19 protein-coding genes, 1 tRNA gene and 1 pseudogene are annotated in these 16,357 nt (G+C 64.0%); 8 read left to right on the top strand and 13 right to left on the bottom strand.

Translation table 11 applies throughout. The annotated features are described in order from the left end of the window. Nucleotides 1-381: pseudogene (locus tag AB7F49_RS32085) on the top strand (hypothetical protein); the annotation flags it as partial. Between the two features lie 181 nt (nucleotides 382-562). After that, nucleotides 563-1,294: a hypothetical protein gene (locus tag AB7F49_RS32080; RefSeq protein WP_428529897.1), complete on the top strand. Its 732-nt coding sequence runs from the start codon at nucleotides 563-565 to the stop codon at nucleotides 1,292-1,294. 82 nt (nucleotides 1,295-1,376) lie between these two features. Here AB7F49_RS32080 and AB7F49_RS32075 read toward each other — a convergent pair whose 3' ends face one another. The 5 genes from AB7F49_RS32075 to AB7F49_RS32055 all read right to left on the bottom strand — a co-directional run bounded on the left by AB7F49_RS32075 (nucleotide 1,377) and on the right by AB7F49_RS32055 (nucleotide 5,481). After that, nucleotides 1,377-1,589: a DUF3126 family protein gene (locus tag AB7F49_RS32075; protein WP_428529896.1), complete on the bottom strand. Its 213-nt coding sequence runs from the start codon at nucleotides 1,587-1,589 to the stop codon at nucleotides 1,377-1,379. Nucleotides 1,590-1,695: 106 nt separating this feature from the next. Next, the gene (gene cysE, locus AB7F49_RS32070) at nucleotides 1,696-2,517 is read right to left on the bottom strand and encodes a serine O-acetyltransferase (RefSeq protein ID WP_428529895.1); all 822 of its coding nucleotides are present in this window, start codon (nucleotides 2,515-2,517) and stop codon (nucleotides 1,696-1,698) included. 161 nt (nucleotides 2,518-2,678) lie between these two features. Further along, nucleotides 2,679-3,572, bottom strand: a complete 894-nt coding sequence (locus AB7F49_RS32065; protein ID WP_428529894.1) for an alpha/beta fold hydrolase — start codon at nucleotides 3,570-3,572, stop codon at nucleotides 2,679-2,681. Between the two features lie 8 nt (nucleotides 3,573-3,580). Further along, nucleotides 3,581-4,333 carry an alpha/beta fold hydrolase gene (locus AB7F49_RS32060; protein WP_428529893.1) on the bottom strand — a complete coding sequence of 251 codons (753 nt, stop codon included), beginning with the start codon at nucleotides 4,331-4,333 and terminating at the stop codon, nucleotides 3,581-3,583. A 35-nt stretch (nucleotides 4,334-4,368) separates the two neighbouring features. Further along, nucleotides 4,369-5,481, bottom strand: coding sequence for a hypothetical protein (locus tag AB7F49_RS32055; protein ID WP_428529892.1), 1,113 nt, complete (start codon nucleotides 5,479-5,481; stop codon nucleotides 4,369-4,371). Nucleotides 5,482-5,726: 245 nt separating this feature from the next. Between AB7F49_RS32055 and AB7F49_RS32050 the strand changes: the two genes are divergently transcribed. From AB7F49_RS32050 to AB7F49_RS32040, 3 genes are read left to right on the top strand one after another with little or no spacing between them, the layout of a single operon-like run. Continuing rightward, nucleotides 5,727-5,975, top strand: a complete 249-nt coding sequence (locus tag AB7F49_RS32050; RefSeq protein WP_428529891.1) for a zinc-finger domain-containing protein — start codon at nucleotides 5,727-5,729, stop codon at nucleotides 5,973-5,975. An 18-nt stretch (nucleotides 5,976-5,993) separates the two neighbouring features. After that, on the top strand, nucleotides 5,994-7,187 hold the full coding sequence (locus tag AB7F49_RS32045) for an FAD-dependent monooxygenase (protein WP_428529890.1): 1,194 nt from the start codon (nucleotides 5,994-5,996) through the stop codon (nucleotides 7,185-7,187). Between the two features lie 21 nt (nucleotides 7,188-7,208). Then, nucleotides 7,209-8,228 (top strand): methionine synthase, encoded by a 1,020-nt coding sequence (locus AB7F49_RS32040; RefSeq protein WP_428529889.1) that lies wholly within the window; start codon nucleotides 7,209-7,211, stop codon nucleotides 8,226-8,228. Between the two features lie 45 nt (nucleotides 8,229-8,273). Here AB7F49_RS32040 and AB7F49_RS32035 read toward each other — a convergent pair whose 3' ends face one another. Next, nucleotides 8,274-8,549: a metal-sensitive transcriptional regulator gene (locus AB7F49_RS32035; RefSeq protein ID WP_428529888.1), complete on the bottom strand. Its 276-nt coding sequence runs from the start codon at nucleotides 8,547-8,549 to the stop codon at nucleotides 8,274-8,276. A 45-nt stretch (nucleotides 8,550-8,594) separates the two neighbouring features. Between AB7F49_RS32035 and AB7F49_RS32030 the strand changes: the two genes are divergently transcribed. Then, nucleotides 8,595-10,973, top strand: a complete 2,379-nt coding sequence (locus AB7F49_RS32030; protein ID WP_428529887.1) for a heavy metal translocating P-type ATPase — start codon at nucleotides 8,595-8,597, stop codon at nucleotides 10,971-10,973. 14 nt (nucleotides 10,974-10,987) lie between these two features. Here the strand turns inward: AB7F49_RS32030 and AB7F49_RS32025 are convergent, their stop codons facing one another. From AB7F49_RS32025 to AB7F49_RS31995, 7 genes are all read right to left on the bottom strand, one after another. Next, nucleotides 10,988-11,149, bottom strand: a complete 162-nt coding sequence (locus AB7F49_RS32025) for a Thivi_2564 family membrane protein (RefSeq protein ID WP_428529886.1) — start codon at nucleotides 11,147-11,149, stop codon at nucleotides 10,988-10,990. A 157-nt stretch (nucleotides 11,150-11,306) separates the two neighbouring features. Then, a complete protein-coding gene (locus AB7F49_RS32020; protein WP_428529885.1) occupies nucleotides 11,307-11,669 on the bottom strand; it encodes a hypothetical protein in 363 nt (120 codons plus the stop codon). A 51-nt stretch (nucleotides 11,670-11,720) separates the two neighbouring features. After that, a tRNA-Leu gene (locus AB7F49_RS32015) sits at nucleotides 11,721-11,806 on the bottom strand. A gap of 52 nt (nucleotides 11,807-11,858) precedes the next feature. Next, the gene (gpt, locus tag AB7F49_RS32010; RefSeq protein ID WP_428529884.1) at nucleotides 11,859-12,380 is read right to left on the bottom strand and encodes a xanthine phosphoribosyltransferase; all 522 of its coding nucleotides are present in this window, start codon (nucleotides 12,378-12,380) and stop codon (nucleotides 11,859-11,861) included. A gap of 97 nt (nucleotides 12,381-12,477) precedes the next feature. After that, on the bottom strand, nucleotides 12,478-13,059 hold the full coding sequence (locus AB7F49_RS32005) for an intradiol ring-cleavage dioxygenase (protein ID WP_428529883.1): 582 nt from the start codon (nucleotides 13,057-13,059) through the stop codon (nucleotides 12,478-12,480). Nucleotide 13,060: 1 nt separating this feature from the next. Continuing rightward, nucleotides 13,061-13,627 carry a histidine phosphatase family protein gene (locus AB7F49_RS32000; RefSeq protein WP_428529882.1) on the bottom strand — a complete coding sequence of 189 codons (567 nt, stop codon included), beginning with the start codon at nucleotides 13,625-13,627 and terminating at the stop codon, nucleotides 13,061-13,063. Nucleotides 13,628-13,704: 77 nt separating this feature from the next. After that, complete coding sequence (locus AB7F49_RS31995; protein WP_428529881.1) at nucleotides 13,705-14,466, bottom strand: competence/damage-inducible protein A; 762 nt, start codon at nucleotides 14,464-14,466, stop codon at nucleotides 13,705-13,707. A gap of 189 nt (nucleotides 14,467-14,655) precedes the next feature. Between AB7F49_RS31995 and AB7F49_RS31990 the strand changes: the two genes are divergently transcribed. Together AB7F49_RS31990 and AB7F49_RS31985 are read left to right on the top strand one after the other, a co-directional pair. Then, entirely contained in the window at nucleotides 14,656-16,074 is a 1,419-nt protein-coding gene (locus AB7F49_RS31990) for a circularly permuted type 2 ATP-grasp protein (protein WP_428529880.1), read from the top strand. Beyond that, nucleotides 16,074-16,357, top strand: a 284-nt coding sequence (locus AB7F49_RS31985) for an alpha-E domain-containing protein (protein ID WP_428529879.1), incomplete at its 3' end; no start/stop codon positions are given. The genes AB7F49_RS31990 and AB7F49_RS31985, both read left to right, overlap by 1 nt.

The following is a 16,357-nucleotide window of genomic DNA, read 5'->3' as shown; positions in this document are numbered from 1 at the left end:
GGCAAACCGATTGAAGTAGGCCTGCGGGACGCGCCCATGGTTATGGACGAACTGACCACACAATTCCCGGCTGGCCTTCCCGCCTCCGGCCCGGTGATCGTCTATGAGAAAACCGGCCGGCCGTGGAACCAGACCTATTTCCGGCAGGCGTGGCGGGGGCTCGCCAACGACTGCGGCATCCCCAAGAGCGTTCGAAACATGGACAGCCGCGCCGGGGCGATTACCGAGGCGACGGACGCAGGGGCCGACCTGGAACACGTCCGGCACGCGGCAACCCACAGCGACATCGGCATGACGCAGCGGTATTCCCGAGGCGACGCCGGCAAGACGGCGAACGTAATGCGGCTCCGGTCGGAGCATCGGAACAAGACGCGAACGTAAGGCGTGAGAACGTAGTGTGAAACGGGTGATACACTGCCCCTACTTTTCGCATTGATTCTACAGCGAAAGTTCCGAGACTTCGTTGTGAAAGGGTAAACGCCGAAAAAATCTTCCCGAAGAACCGCATGCCGGGCGCGCCTATACTCGACGCGATTCGCGCGGGACCGCCCGGAGACGCTCCATGGCCATGACTCATACGCACCGTGCATCTCCTCCCCGGCGGTCACGCCGCGCGCCGCGGCCGCGCAGCCTGCTGTGGCTGCCCATCGCGATTTTCCTCGCTGGGGTGATCGGAGCCGGAACCTGGGTGACCTATCTGTTGTGGCCGCGCTGGCCCGCTGCGGGTATGATGCTTGATGCCCCAGCGCTTCCGATCACGGTAAGCGGCGTCAATTTCAACGTTCCCCCCGCCGCCATTCGAAACAAGGTTCAGCGCAAGCCCGGTACCCATGAACGGGTCGACCTGGTTTTTCTGTGGCCATCACTGACGCCGCCGGATCCCGCCGTGAAGGCGGCGCCGCCGTCATCGCCCGGAGCGATTGACCGCATTTTCCTTACCATTGCGGGCTACGGCAACACGCTCCCGCCGCTCGAGCGTTTCAACACGATCTATCCGCGTTATCTCGAACCCAGCATCGCGACCACCCCGGACGGCCTTGCGCTCCGGCCCTTCCGCGAAGGTACGCCGTATCAGGGCGAGGACATTCTTTACGACGATCGCAATCCAGGGCGTTTCATGGTCCGCTGCACGCGCGACGGCGCCGGCGGCGCGATCGGTGTCTGCCTGTTCGAAAGGCGGATCGAACAGGCCGATGTCACGGCCCGCTTTCCGCGCGCATGGCTGTCGGAATGGCAGACCGTGTCGCAGGGTCTGGATACGTTGATGAAGTCGCTCAGGGGAATGCCGCGATAGAGGCTTCGCTGGAGACACGTGAGCCCACTTGCAGACTTTCAGCGGCATCAGGCGATGACGCTGCGCCGACAGCCCCAACAGACTATGGCTCCAGATCGGTCTCCAGAATCGCCATCTGGAAATTATAGGACTTGTCGTCATCCTCATCGTCGACGAACAGCACGCCGATGAATTCTTCGCCGATATAGACCTCAGCGGAATCATCCTTCTTCGGGCGCGGCACAACTCGAATCCTCGGGTTGTCGAACAACCGCTTCAGATACGCGTCGATTTTCTTGATTTCCTGGACGTCCACGGTCGCTCCCTCGCCTACGGTTCGAAACGCAGGCTCAGCCTACGCAAGTGTCACTCCATACGTCAGCACGCAGCCGCAGGCAAAGCCGTATCTGATCGGGTCTTGGTCAATTGCCGACGTCGAACAGCATGTCCATCCGGCGCGACGGCTCCGCACAACCTGCCGTACCGACCACACGGGCCGGTACGCCGGCAACCGTGACATTGTTCGGAACCGGCTTGATCACCACCGAGCCGGACGCCACGCGTGCACAATGGCCGACTTCGATATTGCCGAGAACCTTCGCTCCCGCGCCCAGCAGCACGCCGCGGCGGATTTTCGGGTGTCGGTCACCGTCTTCCTTGCCGGTGCCGCCGAGCGTCACGCCATGCAGCATCGACACGTCGTCATCGACCACGGCCGTCTCGCCGATCACGATCCCGGTCGCGTGATCAATGAATATGCCGCGTCCGATCTTTGCATCGGGATGAATGTCGCACTGGAACACCGCCGACGAACGGCTCTGCAGGTAATAGGCGAAATCCTTTCGCCCCTGACGATAAAGCCAATGCGCCAGGCGATGGGTGACGATGGCGTGGAAGCCCTTGTAGTAAAGCACGGGCTCGATGAAGCGGTTGGTCGCTGGGTCGCGGTCGATGGTGGCAACGATGTCGGCGCGGAAGGCATCGCCGATCGAAGGCTCGTCCGCGAGCGCATCGGCATAGGCCTGCCGGATCATTTCAGCCGAGACATCCTGATGATCGAGGCGCTCGGAGGCTCGATGCACCACCGCCTCTTCCAGGGCGTCGTGATGCAGGATGGTGGAATAGATGAAGGTCGCCAGCGCAGGCTCCGCGCGCACGATCGCATCGGCCTCCTCGCGAACCTTCGCCCAGACTGGATCAACCTTCCGGACCGCCTGGGCGGGTTTGACCTGATAATGCGCCATCACAACTGCCTCTTTGAATTTCGGCTAAACACATAAACGTCAAAAAAGACCTCCGCCACCCCGCGGTTTCGCCGGTCTGGGGTGTGGTTTCCGGATGATTGTAGAATAATATTCTACTCTATCGTGCTATGTGTCTCGCAACACTCGGCTTTTCAGGAAACTCATTCCTGGGGAGCGCGCGCGAGAAAATCGATCACCGCGGACGAAAAGTGATCGTTCGCGTCGCCCGCGACCATGTGCCGGGCGCCGCCCACATCGACATATTCCGCGTGCGGCACGAGTTCGAGAAATTCGCGCGCATGCGCCTCCTGGACGAGTTCGGACGAGCCGCCGCGGACCAGCAATGCCGGGACGCGAATGTTACGGGCCGCATCGAGCATCGATGCCTCCATGCGGCTGCGATCGGGATCGAAACGACGACGCCCATCCATGAAGCGGGGGTCCCAATGCCAGCGCCAGCGTCCATCCGGCCCCAGCCTGAGATTTTTCTTCAGCCCCTCCGAGTTTTTCGGGCGGGGTCGGTGCGGCAGATATTGAGCGACCGCATCGGCAGCTTCGTCGACCGTGGCGAAGCCTTCCCTGGCGTGGGCACGCATGAAGCCCTGCACCTTGTCGACGCCATCGTAATCGACGCGCGGCGTGATATCGACCAGCACCAGCGCCGACAATATGTGCTCATGCGCATCCCGGAAGGCTTCGCCCTCGGCAAGCATCGAGGCGATGCCTCCCATCGAAGCACCAATCGCCGCGGGCCGGCCGTTGCCCCGGCCAGCGAGTTCGGCGGCAACCGCCTTTACGTCATGAGCAAAATCGGAGAACGAATAGGCTCCGTCTGCGACCCATTCGGAATCGCCGTGACCGCGCTGGTCGATCGCATAAGCGGTCCAGCCCCTGCGCGCGAGTTCCGCGGCTGTTGCCCGCCAGGCATGTCGAGTCTGGCCGCCACCATGTAGCAGCATGACCGTCCGCCCGGTATCGCCAAACACGTCGCTGACGAGGCGATTGCCGCTCGCCCCGGTGAAGATCGCGGTTTCCGGCGTTACATGCTTGGTCATACGCGCCCTTACTGCCTCTCGTTCAGAAATTGCACAACCGCGGTTTTGAACAGCTTGTCGCCCACAGCCAGCATATGATCGCGTCCGGGAATTTCGAGCGCACGGGCGTTGCGCATGACGGCGGCGAGTTTGCCGGCGGAACCGGCAACATCGTCTTTTGAGCCGACCGCGATCAACATGGGCGCCGCAATCTTCGAAACCTCGTCGAGCGTCATGACCTGTCGCGACCCGCGGATACAGGCCGCAAGCGCTCGCAGGTCAGACCTCGTCTGATCGGCGAAGGCGCGAAACGTGCGTCCGATCGGATCGCGGACATCCGCAAGTGACGGCGCCTCCAAAGCCTCCGCAATCGCTTCCGGAAGCCCGACACCGTCGATCAGCTTGTAGCCGAGCCCGCCAAGGATTGCCGAACGCACGCGGTCGGGATGCGCCGCAGCGAAAAATGCGCTGATGCGCGCACCCATGGAATAGCCGAAAATATCGGCGCGCTCGATCGCGAGATGATCGAGCAGCGCACGAACGTCGTCAGCCATCTTGCTGGTATGATACGCTGCCGGGTCATAGAGCTTGCTCGATTGGCCGTGTCCGCGATTGTCGAGGGCTATGACGCGCCGGCCGGCGCGTGTGAGCGTCGAGACCCAGCCGGGATAGGCCCAATTGACCTCGCGGTTCGACGCAAAGCCATGAACCAGAAGGATCGGATCACCCTCGCCTTCGTCGAGGTAGGCGATCTCGACGGCGCCGTTTGCGAAGCTTGGCATGGGATTTCTACCGACCGCGTGAAAGCGGCCGGAACCTACCCCTGCGCCCCCGCGATTGCCAAGCGCCGCTGTTGCTCAAGTTCCCGTCTCGCGCGGCGCACCTTGCGGCGCTGGAGGCCTCGCCAGGTCGCCCGCTCGACAGCTCCCTTGGTGGCCGAAACGAAGCCGAAAATGGTGAGGGCAGCCCACAGGACCCACAGAGACAGGTCGAAGGCCGCGACCGACAGCGCGATCGCACCGCGTCCCAGGAGTTTCAGGATCGCGCGGGTCTTGCCACCTTGCTTTTCCGCCAGCTTGGCGACGCGGGCCATCTGGCGCGGCGAATCCGAAATCTTCAATCCATCAAGGGCCGCTCGTGTGCCGGCCTTGGCCTGCACGTCGCCGACACTTCGCGTGAGCCGGAACAGGTCGTCGGCCTTCTCGATCTTGACCGCCTCGCGGACCGCCCTTGCTGTCATCGCCGGACTCGCCAGCGAAGCCCCGCTCATCGCCTTGCGCAGCGCCGGACCGTCAATCACCGACCGCAAGGTGCGTGTCACCGACCGCGCCATTCGCGCGGAGATACGCCCGGTTTTGCGCGCGGCCTTCACCAGCGAGAGCCCGACGCGCGCGGGCGTACCGGCGCCGAGAGAGGCGTAAGTTCCGGCAGTGATCGCGATGCCGACCGCTGACAGGCCCAGGATCAGGGGGTCGACTTCCTTTCCCTGCGCGTAGCGCGAGCCCTCGCGCACGGCGTCCCGAACGTCACCGAAGACAAACAGATCACCCAGAGCGGTACCTGCAAGACCGACGAGGTCGTCCGGCTCGCCGACAATCAGGCCGCGGGTGAAATTCTCCGCGGTCCTGAAAGCGCCCGATGCCTTCTCGACCGCCGCGTCGACTTTCGCGATCAGGTCCGGCGCGACTGCGATGTTGCGGTCGCGCGCCAGTTCGACAAAGCTTGACGCCAGTTCGGCGTCGTCAGCCGCCAGCGCCGCCTCGATTTCGCGGGCCGCAACCTCGCTGTTGAAACTGCGCGCCAGTTTGCGATCGGCCAATGCGGCGGGATCGTCCTGCACCAGCAGAAGCCAGCCCGATTCGAGCGCCGGCGGCAGCAGCGCAAGCGCGGCGATCCCGCAAACGCCTGCCGCGATGATCAAAAGGCGCATGCGCAGGAAGGCCGACCGCATTGGCCCGGCCGGGGGCTCTGGGAGGTGCATGGGAGCGGTCTCTGCGCCTTGTTCTGTCAATCCAAAAATGTCGCAATTGTGGAACTTTTCAAGGACCAACGCCAATAACCGGCAGGGGTTGCCTGGGTGCGGCCTCGGCTGGTTAACGGGCATTGATTCAGCCATCGCGGTCGCTATTGTGCCGCGCACAAGTCCCAACATGCGCAGAATCGAAGGCTTGGACCATGGCTGATCACGCCGTTCCGCACTTCCACAACGAACCGGGCGAGGCGGTGATCGACGTCGGATCGAAGGAATTCATGTGCATCGGCGCGCGGCCGCCGTTCGATCATCCCCATATCTTTTGCGACATGGGGGACGACAACGAAATCATCTGCGAATATTGCTCGACGCTGTTCCGATACGATCCGACGCTCGGCGCAACCGCCTCGCGCCCCGCTGGTTGTTCCTGGATGGACCCGCAGGCCGCCTGACGCCGTTCGCAGGCCGCCATGGCCTCATCGCGCACGATTCTGATCGCGGGTGCCGGAATTGGCGGGCTGACCTCGGCGCTGACGCTCGCGGGTGCGGGATATCGCGTCCTGATTGCCGAACAGGCGGCGGCACTCGGAGACGCCGGCGCCGGCATTCAGTTGTCGCCCAACGCCACCCGCATCCTGCAAACGCTCGGGATCGCCGAGCGGCTTGCCCCCAGCGCGGTGGTTCCTGAGGGCTTGTCGATCCGAAGCGCACGATCGGGGGCCGAAATCGCCTTCATGCCGATCGGTCAGGCCATGGCCTTCCGTTACGGAGCGCCCTATTGGATGCTTCACCGCGGCGACCTGCAAACAGCGCTGGCGGACGCCGTGGCGGAACATCCGGATATCGTCCTGAAGCTGGCAACCCGTGTCGAGGATTTTGCCATCCATTCGAACGGGGTGACCGCCCAATTGCGCGACGACCGCGGCATCAGCGAAGAGCGGGTACCGGCCATGATCGGCGCCGACGGGATCTGGTCGGCAATCCGGTTGCAGCTCGGCGATCGCTCCAAACCGATCTTCCGTCACCGGACCGCGTGGCGGGCGATGCTGCCCGCCGCCGCGCTGCCGGACGAGGCTCGCCGCCCGGTGACGCGGCTGTGGCTCGGGCGCAACGCGCACCTCGTGCATTACCCGGTTCGGGGCGGCCGGCTGGTCAACATCGTTGCGATCGTGCGCGACCGCTGGGACGCGCCAGGCTGGTCGGCGACGGCAGCGCGCGACGAATTGCTGCGCCACTTTTCGAGGGAGCGCTGGGCAAAAGCCGCCCGCGATCTGCTGGAACTCCCCGAGACATGGATCAAATGGGCGTTGTTCGACCGCAGCGATCTTGGATTTCGCGGCCATGGCCCGGTGACCCTGGTCGGAGACGCCGCCCATCCGATGCTGCCTTTCCTCGCACAAGGCGCGGCCATGGCGATCGAGGACGCCGCCATCCTGGGCGCCTGCCTTGCCCAGGATTCCGCCGATCCGGAGCAAGGCATGCGGCGTTACGAGTCGATGCGACGTGCCCGCGTCCGCCGGGTCCAGCAGGAGGCGCGCGCCAACAGCCGCGTCTACCATCTCGCCGGGCTCTCCGCTGTTGCCCGCAACGTCGCGATGCGGAGCATGGGCGGCGAGCGGCTTCGCGCGCGCTATGACTGGCTTTATGATTGGCGGCCGGACTGATCCGGTCTACCGGGGATTCGCATGTTCCAGACCACGATTGCAGGCAGCCTGCCAAAGCCGTCATGGCTCGCCGAACCCGAAAAGCTTTGGGCAAGCTGGCACCTGCAGGGCGAAGCGCTCGAGGAAGGCAAGCGCGACGCCACCATCCTCGCGGTGAAGCTGCAGGAGGATTGCGGCATCGACATCGTCTGCGACGGCGAGCAGGCGCGGCAGCATTTCGTCCACGGATTTCTGGAGCGCATCGACGGTATCGACTTCGCGAACAAGGTTGAAATGGGAATCCGCGACAATCGCTACAAGGCGATGGTGCCGGTGGTCACCGCGCCGCTGCGCGTGAAGGGTCGCGTCCACGCCCCGGAGGCGAAGGCCGCGCGCACGCATACGACGCGGAAACTGAAATTCACCCTGCCCGGCCCGATGACCATCGCCGACACCGTTGCCGACCGCCATTACGGCGATCGGGCAAGCATGGCTTTCGCTTTCGCCGATTGCCTCAATGCGGAAGCACGCGCGCTCGAGCAAGACGGCGTCGACGTGATCCAGTTCGACGAACCCGCCTTCAACGTATTCATGCGCGAGGTTTCCGACTGGGGGATCGAGGCGCTGCATCGCGCGATTGCCGGGCTTTCCTGCAAGACCGCGGTGCATATCTGCTACGGGTACGGCATCAAGGCCAATGTCGACTGGAAGAGCAGCCTCGGGCAGGAATGGCGGCAATACGAGGAAGTTTTCCCGGCACTGGCCGGGAGCCGCATCGATCAGGTGTCTGTCGAATGCCGCAATTCAAAAGTGCCGCTGTCGCTGCTCGAATTGCTGAAGGGCAAGGACGTTCTGGTCGGCGTGATTGACGTTGCCACCGACGACGTCGAAACGCCGGAGGATGTCGCCGCGACCATCGAGGCCGCGATGCAATACGTACCGAGGGAGCGGATCGTCGCCTGCACCAATTGCGGGATGGCGCCGATGAATCGCGCGGTCGCCGAAGCCAAGCTGAAGGCGCTGGGCGACGGGGCAAGGCTGGCGCGGAAAAGGTTCGGTTAGGCCGCGTCATTCCGGGTTCCGCGCGAGCCCCGGAATGACAAACTGCTACCGGTCCGACCGTCCCAGCACGTCCATCAGTTCCGCGATCTTCCTGCGCTGGTCCGCGCGGTTGCCCGAGGCGATCGCGCCCTCGATGCAATGCGCAACATGGTCGCGCAGCACCTCTTCCTCCACGCGCCGCAATGCCGCACGGACCGCGGAAATCTGGGTCACGATATCGATGCAATAGCGGTCTTCGTCGACCATCCGCGCGAGGCCGCGCACCTGCCCCTCGATCCGCTGCAGCCTTTTCGTGACCTGGGTCTTGGCGTCCGTCTGCATGACGGCTATATACCCCTACCGGGTATAGGTTGCAAGAGCAGAACCATGGCGCATGACAACCCCAACCATCAGCATCACGACGGATGCTGCAACGTAAAGCACGACCAGCAGGGTCACAGCCATCGATCCGCCGAGGATGCCGTGCGCGATCCGGTCTGCGGCATGGCGGTGGAGCCGCATAACGCCAGGCACCGTCACGACCATCTGGGCCGCACCTATTATTTCTGTTCGGCCGGCTGCCGCACCAAATTCATCGCCGATCCGGACAAATACCTGTCGCCGGAGTCGCGCGACACCGAACCGGTGCCGGAAGGCACGATCTATACCTGCCCGATGCATCCGCAGATCCGGCAGGTCGGACCCGGCTCCTGCCCGATCTGCGGCATGGCGCTGGAGCCCGAACTGGTTACGGCGGAGAGCGGCCCCAATCCGGAACTGGCCGACATGTCACGGCGGTTCTGGATCGGGCTTGCGCTCGCTATCCCGGTCTTCGCACTGGAAATGGGATCGCATCTGGTCGGCGGCCATGGGCTGGTGCCGCAGCCATGGTCGAACCTGATTCAGTTCGCGCTGGCCACTCCCGTCGTGCTGTGGGCTGGATGGCCGTTCTTCGAGCGCGGCTGGCACTCGCTCGTGACCCGCAACCTCAACATGTTCACGCTGATCGCGCTCGGCACCGGCGTGGCCTGGCTCTACAGCGTGGTCGCAACCTTCGCGCCGAACCTGTTTCCGGCGGCCTTCCGCGGCCATGACGGGTCGGTTGCGGTATATTTCGAGTCCGCGGCGGTCATCACCGTGCTTGTCCTTCTTGGGCAGGTGCTGGAGCTGCGTGCGCGCGAAGCGACTTCCGGCGCGATCAAGGCGCTGCTCGACCTTGCCCCGAAATCAGCCCGCCGCATCGGCGACGACGAAAGTGAGCACGAAATTCCAATCGACGAGATCGCAGCCGGCGACCGCATCCGGGTGCGCCCGGGCGAGAAGGTGCCGGTGGATGGCGAGGTGATCGATGGCCGCTCGACCATCGACGAATCCATGGTGACGGGCGAGTCGATGCCGGTGACGAAGGATGTGGGCGCCACGGTGATCGGCGGCACCATCAACCGCAGCGGCTCCTTCGTGTTCCGTGCGGAGCAGGTCGGCCGCGATACCCTGCTCGCGCGCATCGTGCAGATGGTCGCTCAGGCGCAGCGCTCGCGTGCGCCGATCCAGCGTCTCGCCGATCAGGTCTCCGGCTGGTTCGTGCCGCTGGTGATCGCGGTCGCGATTGCGGCGTTTGCGGCCTGGGCGACTTTCGGGCCTGAACCGCGCTTCGCCTACGGGCTAGTCGCCGCGGTTTCGGTGCTGATCATTGCCTGCCCATGTGCCCTCGGACTGGCGACGCCGATGTCGATCATGGTGGGCGTCGGACGCGGCGCACAGGGGGGCGTGCTGATCAAGAATGCCGAAGCCCTGGAGCGCATGGAGAAAGTCGATACCCTTGTCATCGACAAGACCGGTACGCTGACCGAGGGGCGGCCGGCGCTGACCGGGATGGTTGCTGCCGTCGGATTTTCCGAGGACGAAATATTGCAGGTTGCAGCCAGCGTCGAGGCCGCCAGCGAACACCCCATTGCAGCCGCGATCGTTGCCGCGGCCAAGGACCGAAAGCTCGCGCTGGCAAGGGTCGACGGCTTCGATTCGCCGACCGGCAAGGGCGCGGTCGGCACCGTCGACGGGCGTCAGGTCGCAATCGGCAGCGCCCCGTTCCTGTCCGAATTTAGGATCGACACGGATCCGCTGCACACCGAGGCGGACCGGATGCGCGGCGATGGCGCGACCGTCGTATTCGTCGCCGTGGACGGAATCGCGGCGGGCCTGCTCGCCATTTCCGATCCGATCAAACCCGAAACCCGCGCGGCGCTGGAATCGCTGCGCTCCGACCATGTTCGCGTGGTCATGCTGACCGGCGATAACCGCATCACGGCTCAGGCGGTCGCAAAGAGCCTCGGCATCACGGATGTCGAGGCCGAGGTCCTTCCGGACGGCAAGGCCGCGGTGGTGGAAAGGCTGCGCAATGCCGGACGGGTGGTTGCGATGGCGGGCGACGGAGTCAACGACGCGCCGGCGCTCGCTGCGGCCGATGTCGGCATCGCGATGGGCACCGGCACCGACGTCGCGATCGAGAGCGCCGGCATCACGCTGCTGAAGGGCGACCTGACCGGAATCGTGCGCGCCCGCTGCCTGTCGGAAGCGGTGATGCGCAACATCCGTCAGAACCTTTTCTTCGCGTTTGTCTACAACGCCGCCGGGGTGCCGGTCGCGGCGGGGCTGCTCTACCCCGCATTCGGAATCTTGCTGTCCCCGATCGTCGCAGCGGCGGCAATGGCATTGTCGTCGGTCAGTGTCGTCGGCAATGCCTTGCGGCTGCGCAGGATCAGCCTTTAGCGGCGGTTACCCGCTCAGAACACAGCGAGATATTTCAGAAGCGACAGCACACCGATGATGATGACGATGATGCGCACGATCTGTTTCGCGCGGCCGTCGATCGGGAGCATGTTGACGAGATAGAGGACGAGGATGACGACCAGAAACGTGATGAGAATGCCGATCAGGGGGCCCATGGCCGATCCTTTCAATCCAACGAGGCAAACGACTCGGACCCAGGTCCGGTCACCATAATCGCATCAATCCGGATTTTGTTCCACTGTGCGTCAGCTTGGTTGTGCGTCAGCCTGGCTGGTGTCGGCTTGGATGGACTTGGATGGGTGACGGGCTAGACTAGCGCACCGCCCGCTCGCTCACACTGCGGAAGGTCAGGCTGCACCTTTTCTCGGCGCCGCTGATTTCAATCTCGCGCAGATCGCCCTGGGTGATATTGTATTCGTTCCGGTACGCCACGGCGATGACGAGATCTCCGCCCGCCCCCTCCTTGGCGCGCTGCATCAGCGTCTGCAGTTCATGCTCCCGTTTCAGGAGGTCCGTCCCGCGACGGTTCAACTGGTCGCAGCTGTAGAACTTGAACTTGCCGGGTCGCGTGGCGGTGGTGACAACGTCATGGCTCGTGCAGCCTCCGAGCACGGCGGGCACCGCGAGCGTGGCAAAGACGATGAGTTGGATCGGCAGATTTCTGAAAACAGTCATTCAAGGATGATCGATATCGGCCGATCTTGGCAAAATACGGATCGATTGTTTTGGTGCGGACGGAGGGACTCGAACCCTCACGAGGTTACCCTCAACGGATTTTAAGTCCGTTGCGTCTACCATTCCGCCACGTCCGCTTCCAGGAAACGCGCCGCACCATGGCGCAGCGAATGCTGCGCCGCAAGCGCCTCACCCGCCCTCGCGGATCGGCGGCATGAAGGCCAGGCCGGTATCCCAGGGAAAGAATATCCAGGTGTCCTGCGACACTTCGGTGATGAAGGTATCGACCAGGGGCCGGCCCATCGGCTTGGCGTAGACGGTGGCGAAATGCGCCTGCGGGATCAGGTCGCGCACCACGCGTGCGGTCTTTCCGGTATCGACGAGGTCATCGACGATCAGGACGCCCTGCCCGCCACCGTGAGAGCCGCTCGTCACAGCGTCTGCGATGCCCTTGAGAACACGCAGCTCACCCTGCCGTCCAACACCGGAGCCGGCATAGCTCTCGACGCAAACCGTCTCGATCAGCCGCACATTGAGTTCGCGTGCGACGATGGCCGCAGGAACGAGACCACCCCGGGTCACGCACACGATCGCGCTGAACGGCCCAGCCGCGGCAAGCCGCCAGGCGAGCGCCCGGGCATCGCGGTGAAACTGGTCCCACGACACCGGAAAATGCTTCGGCGCAGTCGGATGCGGTTCGGCCATCATCATCGCTTGTCCCCCGGCAGCGCCCTCGCCTTGCCTTGACGCGGACATGCTGCCAACGCCGGACCTTGCCGATCCACAGAAAAATCGCGAGAGAAGCCGGTCAGGCGCCGCCGAGCACGAAATCGAAGCGGGCGTTGGACGCGCCACTGAACGTCATCTCCAGCTCCCGCCGGTAAAGCCCATCGCGGCGGTTGCCCGGCTCGCCGGGGAAATAAAGCTGCGTCGTCAGTACCGGTCGGTTCGCAGCCTGCACCCTGACGTGATAGTGCGCGGTCCGTCCGGTATAGCGGGCAGGCTTGACCGTCACGAACCGGTAACGGCCCTGCGCGTCGGTGAACTGGTGACCGCGGCCGCGGAAACCGCGGTTGTCGTATTCACCATCGGCATCGGCATGCCAGAGGTCGACCAGAGCGTTCGGGACCGGCCTGCATTCGCGGGTCAGCACAAAACCCGTCAGCATCACCGGCGTGCCTTTCAGTTCCGCGCGCAGGTCCGAACGGAGCGGCGATTTCGGCTTGAAGAACGGCCCCTCGGTCTGCGCAATGGTTGCCTTCGGGTCAGTGCCGCATTCCGGGGTCGGCGGCAATTCCTGCCCGAGCGCGAGACGCGGCAGAGCCAGAGCCGCGACAGCGCCGGCGCCGAGCCCGATGATATGTCGGCGCGGAAAGACCTGCTGTCTCATCTCATCCTCCTGTCCTGGCGGGGGCCGGCCTGATCCGGCCGACCACCGTCAGCTTTGCCGGATCGCCTCCGGCGCGCCGCACGGCGACGATTTCGCCCTGCACCGGCATGACTCCGGTGAGCAACTCGATATTGTCGCCGTGGGTCACCACCACAAGGAGTCCGTCGCCATTCCAGCCGGACAGGACGGCGCGCGCGGCGCGCGTCAGTTCCGCGCGCTTGTTGAAGAGAACATAGGCGTTGTTGAAGGCGGAATGTTGGTCCACCGGACCGAGTTGCATCAGCGTCGCCGTATCGACCGCGCGGCACCATTGCGATGCGATCACCTTCCCGACCGTAACGCGGTTGGCGCGGAACGCCTCCCCCAGCAATTGAGATTCGCGCCGGCCGCGCTCGCTCAGGTTACGCTGCGTGCGGCAATCGTCGAGCCGCCAGCCCCTTGGATCGCCGGTCCCCGGCGCATCGGCATGACGGATCAGCGCGATCACGCCGGGTTGTTTCAAGACGGTCCAGGCGTCCGCGGCGGCCCCAGACGACCACACCGCCAGAATGGCGGCACCGGCAAACATGCGAGTTGCACAGAACCACATGACGAACGCAGGTAGCGCGCTCCCGCGCCAAACGGGAATCACAAGCCCGTTGGAACTCAGGACACTTTCAGCCGGGCTTTCACTTCGCGTAGCATGTCGTGCACGGCGCCCGTTGCCGCAGCGAGTTTGTCCGGGTCCCGGGAACGGATCACGATATTGGTGTTCGGCCCGGTCCTGTCATCGAAAAACGGGTAGCTGCCAAATGTCGCATCGGGATGCGCGCGTGCAAGCTCACCCAGTTCGCTCCCGATGTCGCCTTCGCGCGCATCGGCGCGCACGGATTCCGACAGCATCTGCTTGCCGGTCTTCAGCTTCGGTCCGACCTCGTCCAGCATCGCCTGCATGATGGTGGGCACCCCCGCCATCACGATCACATTGCCGATCCAGAATCCGGGCGCCAGCGACACCTTGTTGGTGACCAGGTCGGCGCCCTGCGGGACGCGGGTCATGCGCATGCGGGCTTCATTCAGGTCCGATCCCTTGAATCGCTGCCGCAACAGAGCAACCGCCCGCGGATCGTAGTCAATCGGCACACCGAATGCCTTTGCCACGCTGTCCGCGGTGATGTCGTCGTGGGTCGGACCAATCCCTCCGGTGGTGAACACGTAGCTATAGCGATGCCGCAACGCATTGAGCGCCGCGACAATTTCCGCCTCCTCATCGGGCACCACCCGAACTTCCCGCAGGTCCACCCCGATCGCGGTCAGATATTCCGCTATATAGCCGATATTCTTGTCCTTGGTCCGGCCGGACAGGATTTCGTCGCCGATGACCAGGATCGCCGCGGTAACCGGCGCGCCGTTCTCTGCCTCGCTCATCGGTCTCCTCCCTCCGGCTTTGGTAGCGCGCGCGCCCGCGCGGCTCAAGGCAATGACCGAAAAGGTGCCAGCCGCGAAGCGGTTCGCTCATTCGGTGGGCAAGGACCGCGGCCCCGTACCCCCTTCCATTCCTGCGGAACTGGCGCGAAGCTTGCAGCGTTATGGCCGCCGGGAGGGTCATTGGGGGACATGCGGGTCGCGTTCGACGAAATGAACGGGGTGGACGGCCAGATCCGGCCCGCCTATGCGCAATTATCGTCCTGGCTGTCCGAGGTTCGTCCGGACGAACTGGACTTCAGGCGGCGCGAAGCCGAGGTTCTGTTCCGGCGGATCGGAATCACTTTCGCAGTTTATGGCGAAGCCGACGCTACCGAGCGGCTGATACCCTTCGACGTCATTCCCCGCATCCTCTCGGGGACCGAATGGCGCACGCTCCGGCTCGGCCTGGAGCAGCGGGTCAAGGCCATCAATGCCTACATCAAGGACATCTACGGCAAGCGTGAATGCATGCGAGCCGGGGTCGTGCCCGAGGACCTTGTGTTCCAGAATCCGGCCTTCCGGCCCGAAATGAACGGCCAGAAGGTGCCGCATGACATCTACGTGCACATCGCCGGCATCGACATCGTTCGAGTCGATGCCGATACCTTCTATGTGCTGGAGGACAACGCGCGCACCCCTTCGGGGGTCTCCTACATGCTGGAAAACCGGGAAATCATGCTGCGGCTGTTTCCCGAACTTTTCTCGCGCCACCGCGTCGCGCCGGTCGACAATTATCCGGACGAGTTGCTGGCGACGCTGCAATCAGTCGCGCCGCTGGGCTCCGCCGCAGAGCCAACCGTGGTCCTTCTGACCCCCGGCGTATTCAACTCGGCCTATTACGAGCACTCGTTCCTTGCCGACAAGCTCGGCGTCGAGTTGGTCGAGGGCCGCGACCTGTTCGTCAAGGGCGAAGTGGTCTACATGCGCACGACCCAGGGACCAAAGCGGGTCGACGTGATCTACCGGCGCATCGATGATGACTTCCTCGATCCTCTTGCCTTCCGCCCCGATTCCGCGCTCGGAGTGCCGGGCCTGATGGCAGCGTACCAGACGGGCAATGTGACGCTTGCCAATGCCGTCGGTACCGGCGTGGCCGACGACAAGGCGGTCTACAGCTACATGCCCGACATCGTGAAGTTCTTCCTCGGCGAGGAGCCGATCCTGAAGAATGTGCCGACCTGGCGCTGCCGGGAGGAGGAGCACCTGTCCTACGTGCTCGACAATATCGAGCAGCTCGTGGTCAAGGAGGTCCACGGCTCCGGGGGCTATGGCATGCTGATCGGACCTGCCGCCGACAAGGCGAGCATCGCCTCGTTCCGGGCCAAGCTGAAGGCTGCGCCGAAAAACTTCATCGCCCAGCCGACGCTGGCACTTTCGACCTGCCCGACCTGCGTCGATTCGGGCGTTGCTCCGCGCCATGTCGATCTGCGGCCCTTCGTCTTGACCGGCCGCGACAAGATCCGGATCGTTCCCGGAGGACTGACGCGCGTTGCAATGAAGGCCGGGTCGCTCGTGGTCAATTCCAGCCAGGGCGGCGGCACGAAAGACACCTGGGTGCTGGACGGCTGATGCTTTCGAGAACTGCCGATAACCTCTATTGGCTTGCACGCTATGTCGAGCGCGCCGAATATCTCGCTCGAATTCTGGAAGCGACGCAACGCCTTACCTCGCTGCCGATCGCCTATATCGGCGAGAGCAATGAATGGGAATCCGCGCTCGCGACCGCAGGCTGCGCGCATGCCTTTTTCGAAATCTACGATGAGGCCAACGAGGAAAACGTCACCGACTTCCTGGCCTTCTCTACCGCCAACCCGTCCTCGATTCGCTCCTGCTTCGAGGTGGCACGCACCAA

Origin of the sequence: Pseudorhodoplanes sp., assembly GCF_050250235.1 — a bacterium.
GTDB lineage: Bacteria > Pseudomonadota > Alphaproteobacteria > Rhizobiales > Xanthobacteraceae > Pseudorhodoplanes.
This window is presented reverse-complemented; position numbering and strand designations above follow the sequence as displayed.

Coding starts and splice junctions, on each gene's coding strand:
- AB7F49_RS32080 (WP_428529897.1), top strand. CDS start 563: ATGGCCATGACTCATACGCACCGTGCATCTCCTCCCCGGCGGTCACGC.
- cysE (WP_428529895.1), bottom strand. CDS start 2,517: ATGGCGCATTATCAGGTCAAACCCGCCCAGGCGGTCCGGAAGGTTGAT.
- AB7F49_RS32065 (WP_428529894.1), bottom strand. CDS start 3,572: ATGACCAAGCATGTAACGCCGGAAACCGCGATCTTCACCGGGGCGAGC.
- AB7F49_RS32060 (WP_428529893.1), bottom strand. CDS start 4,333: ATGCCAAGCTTCGCAAACGGCGCCGTCGAGATCGCCTACCTCGACGAA.
- AB7F49_RS32055 (WP_428529892.1), bottom strand. CDS start 5,481: ATGCGCCTTTTGATCATCGCGGCAGGCGTTTGCGGGATCGCCGCGCTT.
- AB7F49_RS32050 (WP_428529891.1), top strand. CDS start 5,727: ATGGCTGATCACGCCGTTCCGCACTTCCACAACGAACCGGGCGAGGCG.
- AB7F49_RS32045 (WP_428529890.1), top strand. CDS start 5,994: ATGGCCTCATCGCGCACGATTCTGATCGCGGGTGCCGGAATTGGCGGG.
- AB7F49_RS32040 (WP_428529889.1), top strand. CDS start 7,209: ATGTTCCAGACCACGATTGCAGGCAGCCTGCCAAAGCCGTCATGGCTC.
- AB7F49_RS32035 (WP_428529888.1), bottom strand. CDS start 8,549: ATGCAGACGGACGCCAAGACCCAGGTCACGAAAAGGCTGCAGCGGATC.
- AB7F49_RS32030 (WP_428529887.1), top strand. CDS start 8,595: ATGGCGCATGACAACCCCAACCATCAGCATCACGACGGATGCTGCAAC.
- AB7F49_RS32025 (WP_428529886.1), bottom strand. CDS start 11,149: ATGGGCCCCCTGATCGGCATTCTCATCACGTTTCTGGTCGTCATCCTC.
- AB7F49_RS32020 (WP_428529885.1), bottom strand. CDS start 11,669: ATGACTGTTTTCAGAAATCTGCCGATCCAACTCATCGTCTTTGCCACG.
- gpt (WP_428529884.1), bottom strand. CDS start 12,380: ATGATGATGGCCGAACCGCATCCGACTGCGCCGAAGCATTTTCCGGTG.
- AB7F49_RS32005 (WP_428529883.1), bottom strand. CDS start 13,059: ATGAGACAGCAGGTCTTTCCGCGCCGACATATCATCGGGCTCGGCGCC.
- AB7F49_RS32000 (WP_428529882.1), bottom strand. CDS start 13,627: ATGTTTGCCGGTGCCGCCATTCTGGCGGTGTGGTCGTCTGGGGCCGCC.
- AB7F49_RS31995 (WP_428529881.1), bottom strand. CDS start 14,466: ATGAGCGAGGCAGAGAACGGCGCGCCGGTTACCGCGGCGATCCTGGTC.
- AB7F49_RS31990 (WP_428529880.1), top strand. CDS start 14,656: ATGCGGGTCGCGTTCGACGAAATGAACGGGGTGGACGGCCAGATCCGG.